Raw genomic sequence first — 18,825 nt, forward strand, 5'->3', positions numbered from 1 at the left:
TAAAATATAAATCTTCCTTACCTTAAGTATGCTTTAACCATACAGATGGTACAATCCAGTTTCCTTACACCCACATTACATTTTTGTAATCCTATCATTTTACAAAAGTTTCTTAAGTTGGCCCAAAACAAAGGAACATAAAGTTTTATTCCTCCAATTGCCACACTTTTAGCAACACTTGTCCAAGTAATAGGAATTTCATTTCAATCCATTTTACGTGAAGAAGTAAATCAACGCCGATTAACTATATTAGGAATTACATTATTAATCAGCCCTCATCAATCGGGCTGCCCGGCAAATAGAGGAATAAAATTTATGACTAAGTAAAAAAGCGCCCTACTTATAGGGCGCTTTTTTTATACTTAATGACTAATACTAGCTGTTGGATATAATGTTGTTCCTCCAATTGAAACTTTTATTTCATTTGTTAATGGAACGTTTTGTTCATTAATAATTGTTCTCCACCATTCCCATGCAAGACCTGTACATTCTCTTGCTACAATTTTTATATTTTTTGAGTTCGGTGGAAGAGGGATAACTGTAGAGTAATGAGCCGTTTTGTCTTTTCCGCTACCATCCCATGTTTTATGTGTTAGTACTTCGTTACCCTTTTGGTCAAATGTGAATTCATCCCAAGATACATCAAATTGAGCAACGTAAGCACCATAATGATCAAGTGTCATTTTAGCACTTGAATATTCTGTAGTTGTCGTCTCAATATAATCTGTATTGTTATGAACAGCAGCAGTTGCATTATCTTTTAAGAAAGTACTTGTATATGAAATTGGGTATGCTGGATTTTTAAGACTTAATTCAGCATTATCTTTAATAATATTTCGGATTTCATTGAAATCTTTAGTAACAACCTTGTTATGCTCTTTCGCATCTCCGCCTAATACTACAGCAGTAAAGGTACTTTCTTCAAAAATATCTTTATACTGTCCACTTGTTTCAACGCTGTTATCCTTAAGTAAGGCTTTAAAAGCAGCTTGTACATCTTTGCTCTTAGATGTTGTTTCTAATTTTACATAAATCGTTCTACCATAAGCTACATTTGAAACCATAACAGGTGGAGCCGAATTACTTACGCCTTTTCGAGTTAACTCATCAAAAGTAACGCTATTATCAAAAAGGTCGGATGGATTGTTAGGTAGTTCAGCACTTACCGTATAAAATATTTGCTTATACGCCGCTACCATCACTTTTTTCTCTCCATTTGCAACCGCATTAAAATCAATGTTTAGACTGTTATCAAGATATTTAGCGTTAACATTAAGAGCGCTTGCGATTTGCGATTTACTATAAACCATGGATTCCGTATACTGCATTCTTGCAGGCAACGTATGTGTTGTAGAATACTTTTCATTCCAAGTAGATACTAAATCGTCTACTGCTCCAGCTACATTACCATATGTCGGATTTTGGACAGTGATTGTATTTTCTTTTCTCATGCCCGGTAAGTCTATACTAATATTCAAAGGCTTTCTCTTAGCCACTAATAAACTCGGTTGATTGTCTGCAAAAGCTTTATTTGCAAGTTGTACAGCTCCTGGATACGTGCGATTCACTACAGAATCAATAATTGAAATATCGACTGGTGACGTTGTAAGTGATTTTTTCTCGCGTTCCACTACTACAAATTTACCATTTGAATTGATACTTTCTTTCGGAACAAAACTCTCTATCTTATCACCATTTACAGCTAAAACCTCTTGATTATTATATTTAAGATTTGCTATACCAGTATCAATGCCACTAGCATTTTTGGTTACATCAGTTGCATTACTTGCTTGTGTTTCTGCGAAGGAAATAGATGAATAATTAATAGTGCATAGACTAACTAATAAACATGCAAGGAACTTTCTTCTTTTAGTGTTTTTCTTAATATTCAGAAAAATCACCCCGTTCTTTTTTTAGTAAAATATGATAATGATTGATAAATGATTGCTAACTAATAAATTTACATAAATGCTTTTAAAAGTTCTTGAATTAACGGGATTACGCCACCTACAAATTTTAAAACTGCCATTGCGATTTCCATATTATTTCCTCCTTTTTATTGCTACGAAAATATGATTTATCTTTATGCCCTCATTATAGTGACCCCTTACACTTTTATCAATACACTCTGATATGCAATATTACATATAAAAAAACAAGCTGAATTCTTTTGAAAAATTATACAGAGATATTTTTTCCACTTGGTACATACTTGAAAAGGTGAAGCATTCTTTTGCATTTTATAAGTAATCACATAAAAAAAGCTGCTGCCTATAAAATACAGACAGCAACTTCAACTAGAGTGTCTTGCATAATCTACGCAAGACATTTTATAACTAATAAACTGCTATTGGCCCATAAGGACCATTAATAATTTCTATTTTTGTTTCAAAAATATCTGTCAAAAGTGTTGAGTCCATAACCTCTTCTACTGTTCCAAAAGCAGCAATTTGTCCATCTTTCATAGCACAAATTTTATCCGAGTATTTAGCTGCAAAATTTATGTCATGCATAACCGTCAAAATTGTTCTTCCAAATTCATTAGCTGCACGTCTTAAATGCTCCATCATTTGAACAGAACGAGCAACATCAAGGTTGTTCAAAGGTTCGTCCAAAAGTACATATTCCGTCTCTTGGCACAGTACCATCGCTACATATGCCCTTTGTCTTTGACCACCAGAAAGCTCATCTAAATATCTATTCTCTAAACTAGTTAAATCTAAGAAATCGATATATTTAGAAATGATAACCTCATCTTCTTTAGTCAACCTTCCCTTTGAATAAGGAAAGCGCCCAAATCCAACTAATTGTCTAACTGTAAGCCTAGTTACAAAATGATTTTCTTGTCGCAATATAGTCAAAACTTTTGCTAAGTCTTTTGATTTGGATTCAGAAACATCCATATTTGCTACCTGAATTTGGCCTTCATCCATATCTAAAAGTCTGCCAATCATCAAAAGTGTCGTTGACTTTCCAGCACCATTTGGTCCAATTAAAGAAGTAAAGCCTGCTTTTGGTATTTCAATATCCAAAGGTCCTATTTTTACCTTATCAGTATAGAACTTTTTAACATTATCAATTTTTATCATAAAGCCCTCTTCCTTAAAACTATAGTTAAGAATATGATTCCACCAAATAATTCAATAATAACTGAAACTACACCTTGAGCATGGAATACATGATACATTAAAAAGTATGCGCTCGTCATTATTAAAAATCCTATAGCAAAAGCCATCGGAAAAATATATCTATGATCATAAGTTGACGCTGCCTGATAACTCAAAGTTGCCACTAAAAAGCCGTAGAAAGTAAGTGGCCCAATTAGAGCTGTTGAAATGGACATTAAAATAGCTACTAATACAAGCGTATAAATTACACTAGGTTGGTATTTAACTCCAAAAGAAGTAGCAACATCTTTTCCTAGTGATAAAACATTCAAATTCTTAGAATGAGCAAAAATTAATACCGCTACAATTATGATCATAGGAATTACAATAGGAAAATATGCAGGATCTGCATGATTAACAGAACCAAATAGTCTTGCTTGTAAAATATCAAATTCTGAAGGCGCAAGTAGTTTTCTCATGAAAGTTGACACAGAATTTAGCCCGGTACCAATAATAATTCCAACTAAAAGCATAAGTTGTAAATTCCCGTATTTACCGGAAAGTAACCATCCATAAAGTATCAAACTCATGAAGACCATAACAACAACTTGGAATAAAAATGATCCAATTCCATTAAAATTTATTAACGCACTAGCACCAAAGAAGAATACTGTACTCGTTTGAATTGCTGAATAAAGTGATTCGAAACCTAAAAGCGATGGAGTAATAATTTTATTATTCGTAATAGATTGGAAGGCAACTGTCGACAAGCTATGGCAAACCGCAGCAATAATCATTGCAACAATAGCTACTATCCTTCTCTTAACGACTGGGATAAAAGAAGGTGAATCTATCGGAACTGGATTGTTATAAACTAAAAGTCCATATGAAGAAAGAAGACCTAAAGCAATCAATGTTATCAGTAAAATCCAATAACGTCTTGCTTCCTTCTTAGACCGAAAAGCGCTAGCTGATCTACTTTCATTATGAAGGCTAGAATCGATTTCGACATTTTCTTTTTTTCTATATTCTAATGTGATCATCGTAGCCTCCTTGGTTTTCTTTTTCTCAATAAAATAGTAATAAACACGACTGCTCCCACTGTTGCAAGTATTAAAGAAACAGGTAATTCAAAAGGCTGTATAATTGTTCGAGAAATGATGTCACAGGCAGTTATTGATCCCATTCCGATCACACAAACCCAAGGTAAATTACTCCTAAGATCATCACCTCTAAACATTGAAACGATATTTGGCACAATTAATCCTAAGAAAGGTAAGTGTCCAATAACAGCTGCAACAATTCCAACTGCAACAGAGATAAGAGCAGTCCCAAAAAGAACAATTCTATTGTAATTAACTCCAAGACTTGTTGCGACATCTTCTCCTAGTCCAGCTAAAGTCAATCTATTAGCATACATAAAAATAAGAAAAGTAATGATAACAATCAGCCATAAATATTCATATCTTCCCACCTGAATGTTAGCAAATGAACCTACAAACCAAGTTTCAATACTTTGCGTCTTTTGAAAAAGGAGTCCTAAAAAAGTAGACACTGCAGAAATTACTGCTCCAAGCATCAATCCAATAATCGGAACAATTAAAGACGAACGAAGCTTAACTCTTCTTAAAAATAGAAAGAAAATCATAGTTCCTATAAAAGAAAAAATGATTGCACCAGTCATTCTTTGAACTAAAGTCGGGGCAGGAAATAATAAATACACAAAAAGCAGGCCTAAGCCTGACCATTCAATAGTCCCCGTTGTAGTAGGTTCAACAAAGCGATTCTGTGTAATGAGTTGCATGACGAGCCCTGCCATCGCCATCGCAGCTCCAGTAAGCATTAATGCAGCTGTTCTCGGAACACGAGTTATGAAAAACATCTCTGTCCCGTCCTCTTGTCCACGTATATCATAAACTCCAGTAAACAGTGATATAATCCCTAAAATTATAACAACTATAACTGCTATTATAAAAGGTTTTGTCCATATTTTATTTTGATTATAAAACTGGGGTTGAGAAATATTCTCAACCCTAGAAATCATATTTTTTGACACTGTTTCGTACTCCTTTACACTACTTAGCTAAAGTTTTTGCCATATTTCCAAATAACTCTATATAAGTTTGAATTGATTCATTCGTGTAAGTATCTTCTGGTGCATAAATAACTTGTTTTTTAGAAACAGCAGTTGTGTTTTGAAGAGCAGGTGATTTAGAAATAACATCCTTAGCAGGTGTTGACTTAGCTGCATCAGATGTTGCAGCATCACGATCTAATACGAAAATCCAATCAGGATTTGTTTGTGCAATAGCTTCAACAGAAACGTCATCACCTTTATGACCTGCAGTAGAATTTGAAACTTCTAACGCTGGAGTCCAACCGAAAATTTCATACATTGGTCCCCAAACACGACCAGAATGTGGAGCAGCAAAACCAATATTACCACCAGTAACGATAACACTCATAACTTTATCTTTTCCGTTATAAGCAGATTTTGCTTTTTCAATAGATTTATCAAAATCAGCTACTAATTGTTTAGCTTCTTTATCTTTATTAAAGATTTTTCCTAAAGTAATTGTAGAATCTTTAAGTCCTTTTACTAAGTTTTCGCCAGGCTTAGTAGCTTTCTCAGAAACATCAAAATTAAGATCAATAACTGCTGCATTTGGTACTAATTTTTTGATTTCTTCGTAATGGTCAGCAAATCTTTGACCAACAATTACAAGTTCAGGATTTGCCGCTGCAATAATTTCTAGATTTGGTTCACGGTGATTCCCAATATTTTGAACTTTTTCATCCTTTTTATATGCTGAATCAGCAGGCATGATATCCTTTGGAGCAGCCGCTAATTTAATTCCCCAATCAGATAAAGTTTCAAACGTTCTGTTATCCAAAGCAACTACATTCTTTGGGTTTACAGGGACTTTAACAGTTCCATGAGCATCAGTGATTTCAACCGTTTTTGGCTTATCACTACCATTATCTTTATTATTAGCCTTCGAAGTTTCTTTACTTGAATCTGAGCAAGCTACTAACATTAAAGTGAAAACTGCTAGAATACTCACTAATTTTAAAAGCATAGATTTTTTCATATGTATACTCCTTATAGTGTGATTTATTTCGAAAATGATGACATCCATAGATTGAATTAGAAGGTAACTTTTATTCAATTGAATCGCTATTGATAATCATTTTCATTTGAACATCCTGTTAATTAGTATAGTCATTAATTCTGTGAAAATCTTGTGAATGGTGTGAATTCATAAAATCAGGCATAGAAAGTAATATGTGACGTCGGGCGTATTGATTAGCCATAATTTCCTCTACAAAACACGCCCATTAATAGCTAATATTTTTATAATCCATTTTTTTTACATCTTTTAATACTTCTCAGAAACTATTTGATTATCACATTTAACAAAAAAACGAGTAAAACTGAATGAAATAGTTTTACTCGTTTTCTATTACCTTATTTTATCATTCAATCATTGAATAGCCTCTGCCGTGTATCGTTTGAATATATCTCTCTTTCTTCTCGCACTTTAACTTTTTTCTTACATACCCAATATATAAGTCTACTACATTTGGATTTACTACTATATTATATCCCCATACTTGATTCAAAATCATTTCACGGCTCAATATTGTGTTTTTATTCTTGATTAAAAATACAAGTAAATCGTACTCCCGCTTAGTAAGCGAGAGGTTTTTGCCACCTTTTTTCACAATATTGCTAGATGCATCAACAAAGAGATCTTTAAACTGAAAAAAGTTTATCTCCTTTTGCTGGTTACAATCACTTCTCCTTAAAATTGCTTGAACCCTTGCTACTAATTCTTCTTTCGCAAATGGTTTTCTTATATAATCATCTGCTCCTGCTTGTAACCCTGCTACGCAATCCTTACTAGAAATATTGTCGGTCACAATAATAATCGGTGTCGTTTTAACAAGTCGTATTTGTCTACAAATTTCTGGTCCCGGTATACTTAATGAATCCCAATCCAATATGATAATATCCCAATCTTGTTCATATATTATATTTAAACCTTCGTTTTCATTGTGAAGTTTTAAAATGAAATAGCCTTCTTGCGTTAAACCGCTTACGATTTTCTTTGCTGAAGACCGTTCATTTTTAATCACCAACACCTGCTTCACCGATGGTTCACCTCTACTTCAATATAAATTATTTAGATAAAAAAATTATCCCGAAAAAATAATTTAAGATTTATAAATTTAAAACCCCTAAATAATCCATTAAAACAGTTTATTAGGAGAACTCTATATAATCTTACAATAGGTATGGATAAAAACACAAAACATATGAAGATTCGAATAAAGTGAAAAAATAATAAGAACTCAACAATTGGGCGTTTACTAGCAGCTATATTATCTACCTGCTTATCGTCAATAACCATTTCTTCATTTTCTATTTCAGGGATATCGTCCCATCAACTTCAGCATTCTATAAAACCACAAACAAAAAGAACCATAACCTCGTCAACCTGGCAAAGTTATGGTTCATATCATACAAAATAAAAAAACCACCAAATATGTATTGGTGGAGACGGTGGGAGTCGAACCCACGTCCAAAAATATCGGCACTTAAGCTTCTACGAGTGTAGTCGATATATTAGCATTTCGCGAACTCTTCGGCCTATCGACAGGCTTCCAAGTTGCTAGTCTGGTTGTTCTCTTCCTTTGTCCTCAGACGGCGAACTCCGGCGTAGTCCACTTAGTTTGAGTCCCTTACCCTACCACATGGACGATGGAGGGAGGAACCTTTAGTGCAATTAAGCAGCTAAAGAAAGATTGTTTTGTTTGCCAATTATAGGCTTTGACGTTTTAACGAGGCCGATCCCCTCGACTCGCAACCTAAGCTCGAACTATCCCTGTCGAATCCGTAACGTCCCCATGATAAAAATGGAGCATACGAAGAAAATATCGTGATAGCTACTAAGAGCTGTTTTTCAATGTGCAACAACCTTACATAAATTATTATAACATACGCGCTCCATTTTACAAATGTAAATATCTGTATTACATCTTTTGGCGATCACGGAACGCGCGTGCAATTTCACGTTTAGCTTCTTTCTCTTTTAAATCGTGACGTTTATCGTATTGCTTCTTACCTTTTGCTAAACCAAGTGCCATCTTTGCAAATCCATTTTTCAAATAAATTCTAAGTGGAACTAATGCGTAACCTGTTTCTTTCGCAGCGCCCGCTAGTTTATCAATTTCTTTTTTATGCAGAAGTAATTTTCTCGTACGAAGTGGATCATGGTTGAAACGATTCCCTTGTTCGTACGTATTAATGTGCATATTATGAACCCATACTTCACCATTATGTACACGTGCAAACGCATCTTTCAAGTTTACGCGTCCAGCGCGAATCGACTTAATTTCCGTTCCTTGAAGGACAAGCCCTGCTTCGTATGTTTCTTCGATGAAATAATCATGAAATGCTTTTTTATTCTGTGCAATAACCTTACCTGTACCCTTTGGCATATAACGTCCCTCCTCTATTTTTACTATTGTAACAAATGTTACTAAAAAGCGAAAGTGGCTCGCTCAGAATCTTTGGACATTGGAACTCCCGACAGAGAAGCGCTTTTTGCTTCGTCCGAGGGAGTGAAATGGCCAACAGATTCTAGCCACTGTAGCTAGATTCCATCAAAAAGCGAAAGTGGCTCGTTCAGAATGTGAGATGGATGGAGCTTCTGACCTTGAGGCGCTCTTTGCCTCTCGGGAAGAAGTGAAGCCGCCGAACATTCTAGCCACTGTAGCTGGATTCCGATAAAAAGCGAAAGTGGCTCGCTCTCAAGCCACGAAGAAAAAAGAAAACGGCCCCGCTTTTCATCAAAGCGAAGCCACTCTTTTCTTACTTACGCTTTTTCTTTTTCTTCTTGAATCCTGGTACGTTTTCGAAGAATGCTTTTTTCTTCTTACCGTTACCATCTTTTTTTCCCGGCTGGCTAGCAGAAGCGGATGCAGATGCAGATCCTCTTCCTTTTCCTTTACCACCACGGTCAAATTTTCTACCTGTGCCACGTTCACCGCCGCGCTCATTACTGCGCTCGCTACGTCCACCGCGTTTCTTTCTGCCTGTTCTTGGCTGCTCGATAACGACTGGACGATCTTTGAACTTACGGCGAGGTGTGCCTTTCATGCCAACGATTTCAAAGTCGATTGCACGCTCGTCTTTGTTTACGTTAATAACGCGAATTGTAATTTCGTCACCGATGCGGAATACGTTTCCTGTACGTTCTCCGATCATAGCGAAATGTTGCTCGTCATAACGGTAGTAATCATCCGTTAAATAACTAACGTGTACAAGACCTTCAATTGTATTTGGAAGCTCTACGAATAAACCGAAGTTTGTTACAGAGCTAATCATACCGTCATACTCTTCACCGATCTTATCAACCATATACTCTGCTTTTTTCATCTCATCTGTTTCACGCTCTGCTTCAACAGCACGACGTTCCATATTAGAAGAATGCTCTGCAATCTCAGGTAATTTTTCACGCCATTTTGCTTGCGTTTCGTTGTCGACTTTACCGTTAATAATGTATTCACGAATTAATCTATGAACGATTGTATCTGGGTAACGACGAATTGGTGATGTGAAGTGTGTGTAGAACTCAGTTGATAAACCGAAATGTCCTAAACTATCCGCATCGTAACGAGCTTGCTTCATAGAACGAAGCATAACTGTTGAAATAACTACTTCTTCTGGCTGTCCTTGAACCATTTCAAGAATTTGTTGTAGCGCGCGAGGATGCACTTCATTCGCACGTCCTTTTACGGCATATCCGAAGTTCGTTACAAACTCGAAGAAACGCTCTAGCTTATCTTCTTTCGGATCTTCATGGACACGGTACATAAACGGTACGTTCATCCAGTGGAAGTGCTCTGCTACTGTTTCATTCGCAACAAGCATAAATTCTTCAATTAACTTCTCTGATACAGAACGATCGCGCATAACAACATCAGTCGGTTTTCCTTCTTCATCTACTAATACTTTCGCTTCTTTAAAGTCAAAGTCAATTGCACCACGGCGCATACGTTTTTCACGTAGAATTTGTGCCAATTGCCCCATCTCTTTAAACATCGGTACTAATGGCTCATAACGCTTAATTAACTCTTCGTCCTCATCTTCTAAAATGCTTCTTACGTCAGCATACGTCATACGCTCTGTCGTTTTAATCACACTTTGGAAAATCTCGTGTTTAACAACATCACCTAAGTTGTTGATTTCCATTTCACAAGATAATGTCAGACGGTCTACTTTCGGATTTAATGAACAAATACCGTTAGATAGACGGTGTGGAATCATCGGAATTACACGGTCAACAAGATACACACTCGTCGCTCTTTCCGCTGCTTCAACATCAATTGGAGAACCTTCTTGAACGTAATGACTTACGTCCGCAATGTGAACGCCAAGCTTGTAGTTACCGTTCTCGAGCTTCGTTACTGTAACAGCATCATCTAAATCTTTCGCGTCTGCACCGTCAATTGTTACGATCATTTGATCACGTAGGTCACGGCGATCTTTTAAATCTTCTTCTGAAATCGTTTCTGGTACACTGTTTGCATGTTCCATCACTTCTTCAGGGAACGCTAAAGGCAAGTGATGTTTATGAATGACAGATAAAATATCTACTCCTGGATCATTTTTATGACCTAGAATTTGAATAACTTCACCTTCTGCACTTAAACGATTCTCTGGATAGCTCGTAATTTTCACAACTACTTTATGACCTTCTACAGCGCCCATAGATGCACTTTTCAATACGAAAATGTCACTCGTCCAGCGCTTATTGTCAGGTATAACAAATCCAAAGTTTTTCGATTCTGTATATGTACCAACTAGCTCTTTCGTTCCACGTTCTAAAATGCGTACAATTGAACCTTCTTGACGCGAACCACTCGATTGAGAACTAAGGCGTGCTAATACTGTATCGCCATGAAGTGCACCGTTTAATTCTGTAGGCGGGATGAAAAGATCATCGTCTCCTGTTTTCTTCTCATCTGGTACAACGAATGCAAAACCACGTGCATGTCCAATTAACTTACCGCGTATTAAATTCATCTTTTCAGGAAGACCGTAACGGTTGCTACGAGTACGAATAACAAGTCCCTTTTCTTCCATCGTTACAAGTGCCTTTACGAAATCTTTAAAGCCCTCAGAACCTTCAATCCCAAATGCCTCTTCTAACTCTTGTATCGTTAGCGGTTTATACGCTTCTTCTCTCATAAATAATAACAACTTATCAATATGTTCTTGTATGATTTCTTCCAAGCAAAAATACCTCCTTTAAAACCTTATATTATTTAGTGTATCCGAAAGATAGGGGATGTATAAAGTGAAACTTCAATACTCCCCTTATGATTTTTACAGTTTTCACAAAAAATTCCTTATGAAAAAAAGAGGCAACTAGATCTTACCAATCTAGTTGCTCCAAGAAGTTATATACATCCTCATGTAGCTCGTCACGTTGTTTATCAAGTGTAATGACATGCGTAGAGTCTTCATACCATTTAATGTCTTTTAACGTAGATTCTACACCGTTATAAATAATGTTAGCACTATCTGTATTAATCATTTCGTCATGACGTGCTTGTACAACAAATGTTGGTGCATAAATCATATCCACATTGTTACGTACGTCAGCAATTAATTGTTGTAATGCTTTTAATGTATTCATCGGTGTCTTTTGGAATTCCAACATTTCTTGTTCAATTTGTTCTGGTGATTTTTGCTCACGTTTTTTATATTCGCGGGCATATGCCAATATACCTTGGTACATCGTTTCTTCGCTCTTAATATACATCGGTGCACACATTGGTACTACACCTAAAACCGGTACTGTATAACCTAATTTTAAAGAAAATACGCCGCCAAGTGACAATCCAACAACAGCAATTTTCTCAAAACCTTTATCTTTTAAAAGCTGATATGCCTCCGTTACATCTTGCCACCAATCTGTAGGCCCTGTATGAACAAGCTCTTCTGGTGGTACACCGTGCCCTTTATAAATTGGCGCATGACAAGTATAGCCCTTCTTTTCTAAGAAACGCCCTAACATACGTACATCAGCTGAGTTCCCTGTGAATCCATGTAGTAATAAAACAGCGCGGTCTCCACCCTCAAATGTAAATGGTTTCGGAGATGCTAATTTCATCATGTATTTCTCCTCTTTCTCTTCTGTAATCTAGTCGTATTCTTTCTATATCTAGTGTACCATATTTGTATTTCTATAATCTAATTAGAAACATCTTTCAAATAGCAAAACAAAAAAAGAAGAACCATTAGTACCATTCACTAACGCTTCTTCTTTCAATTCTATAAATTGAAGTACGTAACACCAATTGTTAATACAAAGAACAATACAGCTAAAACAATTGTAATACGGTTTAATACCGCTTCAATTCCACGTGCCTTTTGCTTACCAAATAATTGCTCCGCACCGCCTGAAATTGCACCTGAAAGGCCTGAGCTATTACTAGATTGCATAAGTACCATAACAATCATTAAAATCGATACAATAATAAGTAAAACTGATAATAACGTATGCACTTGGCGTACCTCCTACAAAGATTCAGTTATTGTAACTGTAGCATAAATTCTATAGAAAAGCGAGAGCTATAGAGGCGCTCTCGCTTTTCTTCTATTACATAAACATCATCGCAAATAACGGTCCAAGTAAACATGTCAAAATTGCTGTTAATGTCATTGTTACCGATCCAATAACACCTTCATGTTCGTTATTTTTCATCGCTCTCATCACGCCCATAATATGAGAAGCACATCCAAATCCGATACCTTTACCAACTGAGTTTGTAACACGGCTCCATTTTAATAAAAGGGGTCCTGTAATCGTTCCAGTAATACCTGCGATAACAACGAAAGCTGCTGTTAAGGAAGGTACACCACCGACTTGCTCTGAAACACTCATCGCAACTGGCATTGTCACCGATTTTGGTAATGACGATAAGATTAAGCTTTTATCCGTTCCCATAAGTGAAGCAATCGCAAAATCACTAGCGATTGCAACTGTTGTACCTACTAATACCCCGCCAGCAATCGGTACAACATATTTTTGCAGAACATGACGTTGTTTATAAAGAGGAATTGCAAATGCTACAACACCGGGTCCAAGTAGCTTTGCAATCCAGCCACCACCACTTTCCATATAATGTTGATATGGTATATCAAGCACGATAAATAGGAAAGCCATTAATCCAGTTGCTACAAGCATTGGAATGGTGAATGGTGTTGGAAATAATTTATAGATTTTTTTAGATAATTGATATAATAGCACCGTAAAAAGAACCCAACCGACTCCGATTAATATTTGGCTCATCGCGACTCTCTTTCCTTCCTATTCGCAAGATATTGTCCTGTATGTCCTGCGACAATAATAATTAAAAATGTACTCGCTACAACTGTAATGAAAAGAGAAATTCCTTTACTCATAAAAAAAGCACCGTAATTCATTAGGCCAAGCGTTGGCGGAATTAATAAAAACGGCATAATAGCAACGAGTGTTTCTGCTCCTAAATCGAACCATTTCACTGGAAGAACTTTTAGGCTAAGTAAAACAAGTAAGAGGAACATCCCAATCAAACTTCCTGGAATTGGAATATTTAACATTTCTTGCACCCAAGTTCCAACCATATAAAACACGTAAAGAGCAGCAATTTGGACAAGAATCTTTGTAAATTTCATGTTCATCATCCCTCATGTTTATACGATCTTCTGTTAATATCTTTATCATAGTATAAATTGTAAAAAGCTGCAATTTATCAACTTGACAGCAAAAACAGCCTATGTTATACGCTTACAACCTTGATACGACTGCATTTCTAAACGAAAATTATGTCAAAAACCTTGACCTAATATAAAAAGTTTTTATTTTCTGAATTTAAAAGACTATTATTTCAATAAAATAATCTTTTTATTCTTAAACTTACATATATATAAAGTGAAACTTTAATCAATGAGATTCCCCTCATCCTTATTGATTATTAGCCCTCACCAAGCTGGTTTGTACGGGATAAACAAGATAGGTGGTGAACATATGCCCAAAAAAGTTCTCATTTTTTGTGATCCTGGGATTGATGATACGATGGCTCTCCTCTTAGCATTCTTTATCGATGAAATAGAAATCGTCGGTATCGTTGCTGATTACGGCAATGTTCCAAAAAAAATGGCCGTAGAAAATGCTCATTTTTTTAATAACGAAACAAAGAATAGAAATATCAAGATATTCGGTGGTTCAGAACGTCCCCTTACTGGTGCCCCACCTGCGTTTTTTACGGATGTACATGGGAAACAGGGGCTTGGGCCAATTATTCCAAAGGTGAATGTGACTAACGGAGAAATGGAGAATTTTTTTGAAGTCATTCCTCTTATTGAACAGTATAAAGATGAATTAATTATTGTGAGTTTAGGAAGACTTACCTCCCTAGCAATTTTGTTTATCATGTGCAAACAGTTAATGAAACAAATTAAATCTTACTATGTAATGGGCGGTGCCTTTTTACATCCTGGTAATGTTACCCCTATTTCCGAAGCAAACTTTTATGGCGATCCTACTGCCGCTAATATAGTCCTTCAATCCACAGCTAACATGTACATATACCCATTAAACGTCACTCAATACTCCATCATTACACCAGAAATGGCAGAGTACATTGAGGCAAAAGGAAAAGCTCCACTTGTCAAAACGTTATTTGATCATTATTACTACGGATATTATAAAGACGCCCTACCACATTTAAAGGGGAGCCCCTTCCATGACACAATACCAATACTCGCTTTACTTGATAACTCTATGTTTACCTATCACAAGTCACCTATCGTTGTCATGACAGAATCTTATGCACAGGGGGCAAGCATTGGAGAATTTCGCTCTTTAGGAGAATCTAAACCATTTATTGATTGGCCGAGTCATCAAATAGCAATTGATTTTGATTATAACCGCTTCTTCAAACATTTCATGTCACTTATGACGGGTGAACAATTTTAGCATAAAAAAACAGACCGTGATTTCTCACGGTCTGTCGTTTATTTTCTACAATTATCGTTTGATGTTATAGAAAGATTTTACACCATCGTAAACAGCTACTTCGCCTAGCTCGTCTTCGATACGTAATAATTGGTTGTACTTAGCAATACGGTCAGTACGGCTCATAGAACCAGTTTTGATTTGGCCAGCGTTAGTTGCTACTGCGATGTCAGCGATTGTAGCATCTTCAGTTTCACCAGAACGGTGAGATACAACTGCTGTGTAACCAGCACGTTTAGCCATTTCGATAGCTTCGAAAGTCTCAGTTAAAGTACCGATTTGGTTAACTTTAATTAAGATTGAGTTAGAGATACCTTTTTCGATACCTTCAGCAAGTTTTTGAGTGTTAGTTACGAATAAATCGTCACCAACTAATTGTACTTTATCACCGATACGCTCAGTTAATAATTTGTGACCATCCCAGTCGTTTTCGTCTAAACCATCTTCGATAGAGATGATTGGGAAGTCTTTGCAAAGCTCTTCATAGAAATCAACCATTTCTGCAGAAGTTAAGCCAGTACGGCCTTCGCCTGCAAGGTCATATTTACCAGTTTCTTTGTTATAGAACTCAGAAGAAGCAACGTCCATTCCTAAGAATACGTTCTCGCCAGCTTTGTAACCAGCTTTTTCGATAGCTTCGATGATTACTTCTAGAGCTTCACGGTTAGAACCAAGGTTTGGAGCGAATCCACCTTCGTCACCTACTGCAGTGTTAAGACCTTTGTCATGTAATACAGCTTTAAGTGCATGGAATACTTCAGCACCCATACGGATTGATTCTTTGAATGTTGGAGCACCAACTGGTAAGATCATGAACTCTTGGAAGTCAACGTTGTTATCAGCGTGAGAACCACCGTTGATGATGTTCATCATTGGAGTTGGTAATTGTTTTGCATTGAATCCACCAAGGTAACGGTATAATGGAAGACCTACGAAGTCAGCTGCTGCGTGAGCTACTGCCATAGATACACCAAGGATAGCGTTAGCGCCTAGTTTACCTTTGTTTGGAGTGCCATCTAATTCGATCATAGCACGGTCAATACCAGCTTGGTCAGTTACATCGAAACCAGCGATTTCTGGAGCGATAATTTCGTTAACGTTGTTTACTGCGTTAACAACACCTTTACCAAGGTAACGAGATTTGTCACCGTCACGTAATTCTACTGCTTCGTGCTCACCAGTAGATGCACCACTTGGTACGATAGCGCGTCCGAAAGCGCCGCTTTCTGTGTAAACTTCTACTTCTACAGTTGGGTTACCACGAGAGTCAAGGACTTCGCGAGCATAAACATCAATAATTGTTGACATAATAAATTCTCTCCTTTTTATATAAGCAAATTATTTAATAATTGTTTTACCTGTCATTTCTTTCGGTTGCTCAACACCAAGAAGTGTAAGCATTGTTGGAGCGATATCACCTAAGATACCATCTTCACGTAATTCTACGTCGTTCTTAGTAACGATGAAAGGAACCGGGTTAGTTGTATGAGCTGTCATTGGCTCTCCTTCAGAAGTTAATTCTTCATCCGCATTACCATGGTCAGCAGTAATAAGTGCTACACCATCTTTTGCAAGAATCGCTTCTACAACTTTTCCTAAACATTCGTCAGTTGCTTCTACTGCTTTAATTGTTGGTTCCATCATCCCAGAATGGCCAACCATATCACAGTTCGCAAAGTTAAGAATGATAACATCATGTTTATCATTTTCGATTTCATTTACTAAAGCGTCCGTTACTTCGTAAATGCTCATTTCAGGTTTCAAGTCATACGTTGCAACCTTTGGTGAGTTAATTAAGATACGCTCTTCTCCTGGGAATTCAGCCTCACGACCACCGCTAAAGAAGAATGTAACGTGCGGATACTTTTCAGTTTCCGCGATGCGAAGTTGCTTTAATCCCGCTTGCGCAACAACTTCACCTAAAGTGTTATCAAGGTTCATTGGCTTGAATGCCACGTAACCATCTACAGTTTCACTGAAGTGTGTCATACATACGAATTCTGGAATGTGAGGTACTTTTTCACCACGATCGAACTCACGGAAGTCTTCGTTTGTAAATACACGAGCAATTTGAATTGCACGGTCTGGACGGAAGTTATAGAAGATAACTGCATCATCATCATTGATTGTTGCAACTGGCGTGTTATCTTCGTTAACAATTACAGACGGCAATACGAATTCATCATAGATACCGTTCGCATAAGAGTCTTCTACACACTCTTCTGCTGATTTATAAGTAGGGCCTTCACCATTCACCATAGCACGGTAACATTTTTCTACGCGATCCCAACGCTTGTCACGGTCCATGGAGTAATAACGACCAGAGATAGTCGCGAATTGTCCTACTCCTGTTTCTTTAATTACTTCATTTGTTGCATCGATATAGCTTTGTGCTGTTTTTGGTCCAACATCGCGGCCATCTAAGAATGCATGAATGTATACTTTCTCAACGCCTTCTTTAGCTGCTAAGCGAAGAAGAGCAAACATATGGTTCATGTGACTGTGCACACCACCGTCAGAAAGTAAACCGAATAAATGAAGTGCAGTACCTTTTTCTTTTACGCTTTTAATTGCACTTTGGAACGTTTCGTTCTTATCGAACTCACCTTCACGAATTGCAACGTTAACGCGTGTTAAGCTTTGATATACAATGCGGCCAGCACCGATATTTAAGTGACCAACCTCAGAGTTACCCATTTGACCTTCTGGAAGACCTACTGCCTCGCCACAAGCTGTAAGCGTTGTGTGAGGGAATTTGTTCCAGTAACCATCAAAATTAGGTTTCTTAGCTTGTGCTACAGCATTCCCGTAAGTTTCTTCACGAAGTCCGAAACCGTCAAGAATGATTAAAGCTGTTGGCTTTCTCATTTTACCGCCCCCAGAAGACCTAAGAACGAAGCAGGCTCTAAGCTAGCACCGCCAACTAAAGCGCCGTCGATGTCAGATTGTGCCATATACTCTTTAATGTTTTCTGGTTTTACGCTACCGCCGTATTGGATACGAACAGCTTCTGCAGCTTCTGGAGAAACAGCTTCTGCAACAACTTTACGGATGTGCGCACATACTTCGTTTGCATCTGCAGAAGAAGAAGATTTACCTGTACCGATAGCCCAGATTGGCTCATAAGCGATAACAGTTGCTTTAACTTGCTCTTCTGTTAAACCTGCAAGTGCTTTTGTCACTTGACCTGCTACTAGATCAAATGTTTTTCCGCTTTCGCGCTCTTCTAAAGTCTCACCACAACATACGATTGGTGTTAAACCATGTTCAAATGCTGCGATAGTCTTTTTGTTTACTGACTCATCTGTTTCAGCAAACATTTCACGACGCTCAGAGTGGCCAAGTACTACATAGCCAACTTTTAAGTCGCTAAGTGCTACTGGGCTAATTTCGCCAGTGAATGCACCATTTTTTTCGAAGTGCATGTTTTGTGCACCTACTTGTAAGTCAGTTCCTTCAGTTGCTGCTACAAGGCGCTCTAAGAATAGAGCTGGAGAGCAAACTACTGCATCAACAGCTGAAGCTGCTGGGATTTGACCTTTAACTTCCTCTACGAAGCTAACTGCTTCTGATAGAGTTTTATTCATTTTCCAGTTACCTGCGATAATTGGTTTACGCATGCTTTGCACCGTCCTTTTTCT

Annotated in this window: 16 protein-coding genes and 1 other RNA gene; 1 reads left to right on the plus strand and 16 read right to left on the minus strand. The window is 37.2% G+C overall.

Translation table 11 applies throughout. The features are described from left to right. Positions 1-362 precede the first annotated feature (362 nt). The 13 genes from alo to C3Y97_RS25840 all read right to left on the minus strand — a co-directional run bounded on the left by alo (position 363) and on the right by C3Y97_RS25840 (position 13,842). Complete coding sequence (gene alo, locus C3Y97_RS25775) at positions 363-1,901, minus strand: anthrolysin O/cereolysin O family cholesterol-dependent cytolysin Alo (RefSeq protein WP_000576723.1); 1,539 nt, start codon at positions 1,899-1,901, stop codon at positions 363-365. 435 nt (positions 1,902-2,336) lie between these two features. Further along, a complete protein-coding gene (locus C3Y97_RS25780; RefSeq protein WP_000590071.1) occupies positions 2,337-3,089 on the minus strand; it encodes an iron ABC transporter ATP-binding protein in 753 nt (250 codons plus the stop codon). Then, entirely contained in the window at positions 3,086-4,150 is a 1,065-nt protein-coding gene (locus tag C3Y97_RS25785; protein WP_000631245.1) for an iron chelate uptake ABC transporter family permease subunit, read from the minus strand. Before C3Y97_RS25785 ends, C3Y97_RS25780 begins: the two co-directional genes overlap by 4 nt. After that, positions 4,147-5,163: an ABC transporter permease gene (locus tag C3Y97_RS25790; RefSeq protein ID WP_000042076.1), complete on the minus strand. Its 1,017-nt coding sequence runs from the start codon at positions 5,161-5,163 to the stop codon at positions 4,147-4,149. Before C3Y97_RS25790 ends, C3Y97_RS25785 begins: the two co-directional genes overlap by 4 nt. A 19-nt stretch (positions 5,164-5,182) precedes the next feature. Then, positions 5,183-6,199 (minus strand): siderophore ABC transporter substrate-binding protein, encoded by a 1,017-nt coding sequence (locus C3Y97_RS25795; RefSeq protein WP_000749448.1) that lies wholly within the window; start codon positions 6,197-6,199, stop codon positions 5,183-5,185. A 385-nt stretch (positions 6,200-6,584) separates the two neighbouring features. Further along, complete coding sequence (locus C3Y97_RS25800; RefSeq protein ID WP_000815812.1) at positions 6,585-7,262, minus strand: response regulator transcription factor; 678 nt, start codon at positions 7,260-7,262, stop codon at positions 6,585-6,587. 401 nt (positions 7,263-7,663) lie between these two features. Further along, positions 7,664-8,018: a transfer-messenger RNA gene (gene ssrA, locus C3Y97_RS25805) on the minus strand. A 126-nt stretch (positions 8,019-8,144) separates the two neighbouring features. Beyond that, positions 8,145-8,612 (minus strand): SsrA-binding protein, encoded by a 468-nt coding sequence (gene smpB, locus C3Y97_RS25810; protein WP_001123919.1) that lies wholly within the window; start codon positions 8,610-8,612, stop codon positions 8,145-8,147. 373 nt (positions 8,613-8,985) lie between these two features. Beyond that, complete coding sequence (gene rnr / locus C3Y97_RS25820) at positions 8,986-11,412, minus strand: ribonuclease R (RefSeq protein WP_000391087.1); 2,427 nt, start codon at positions 11,410-11,412, stop codon at positions 8,986-8,988. 142 nt (positions 11,413-11,554) lie between these two features. Continuing rightward, on the minus strand, positions 11,555-12,295 hold the full coding sequence (gene estA / locus C3Y97_RS25825; RefSeq protein WP_000761986.1) for a carboxylesterase: 741 nt from the start codon (positions 12,293-12,295) through the stop codon (positions 11,555-11,557). 161 nt (positions 12,296-12,456) lie between these two features. Then, complete coding sequence (gene secG, locus C3Y97_RS25830; RefSeq protein WP_000557264.1) at positions 12,457-12,690, minus strand: preprotein translocase subunit SecG; 234 nt, start codon at positions 12,688-12,690, stop codon at positions 12,457-12,459. Positions 12,691-12,784: 94 nt separating this feature from the next. Continuing rightward, entirely contained in the window at positions 12,785-13,477 is a 693-nt protein-coding gene (locus C3Y97_RS25835) for an LrgB family protein (protein ID WP_000078309.1), read from the minus strand. Next, complete coding sequence (locus C3Y97_RS25840) at positions 13,474-13,842, minus strand: CidA/LrgA family holin-like protein (protein WP_000673222.1); 369 nt, start codon at positions 13,840-13,842, stop codon at positions 13,474-13,476. The genes C3Y97_RS25835 and C3Y97_RS25840 overlap by 4 nt, the downstream gene beginning before the upstream one ends. A 352-nt stretch (positions 13,843-14,194) precedes the next feature. Between C3Y97_RS25840 and C3Y97_RS25845 the strand changes: the two genes are divergently transcribed. After that, positions 14,195-15,145, plus strand: a complete 951-nt coding sequence (locus C3Y97_RS25845; protein WP_001125051.1) for a nucleoside hydrolase — start codon at positions 14,195-14,197, stop codon at positions 15,143-15,145. Between the two features lie 51 nt (positions 15,146-15,196). On the opposite strand, the gene eno is transcribed toward C3Y97_RS25845, so the two are convergent. The 3 genes from eno to tpiA are packed head-to-tail and all read right to left on the minus strand — an operon-like array spanning position 15,197 to position 18,804. Next, positions 15,197-16,492, minus strand: a complete 1,296-nt coding sequence (eno, locus tag C3Y97_RS25850; RefSeq protein ID WP_000103955.1) for a phosphopyruvate hydratase — start codon at positions 16,490-16,492, stop codon at positions 15,197-15,199. A gap of 30 nt (positions 16,493-16,522) precedes the next feature. Continuing rightward, positions 16,523-18,052, minus strand: coding sequence for a 2,3-bisphosphoglycerate-independent phosphoglycerate mutase (gpmI, locus tag C3Y97_RS25855; RefSeq protein WP_001231152.1), 1,530 nt, complete (start codon positions 18,050-18,052; stop codon positions 16,523-16,525). Next, on the minus strand, positions 18,049-18,804 hold the full coding sequence (gene tpiA, locus C3Y97_RS25860; protein ID WP_001231038.1) for a triose-phosphate isomerase: 756 nt from the start codon (positions 18,802-18,804) through the stop codon (positions 18,049-18,051). Before tpiA ends, gpmI begins: the two co-directional genes overlap by 4 nt. Between the last annotated feature and the right edge of the window lie 21 nt (positions 18,805-18,825).

The sequence above is a fragment of the Bacillus sp. DU-106 genome, from assembly GCF_004799705.1.
In the GTDB taxonomy this organism is placed as follows: Bacteria; Bacillota; Bacilli; order Bacillales; family Bacillaceae_G; genus Bacillus_A; species Bacillus_A cereus.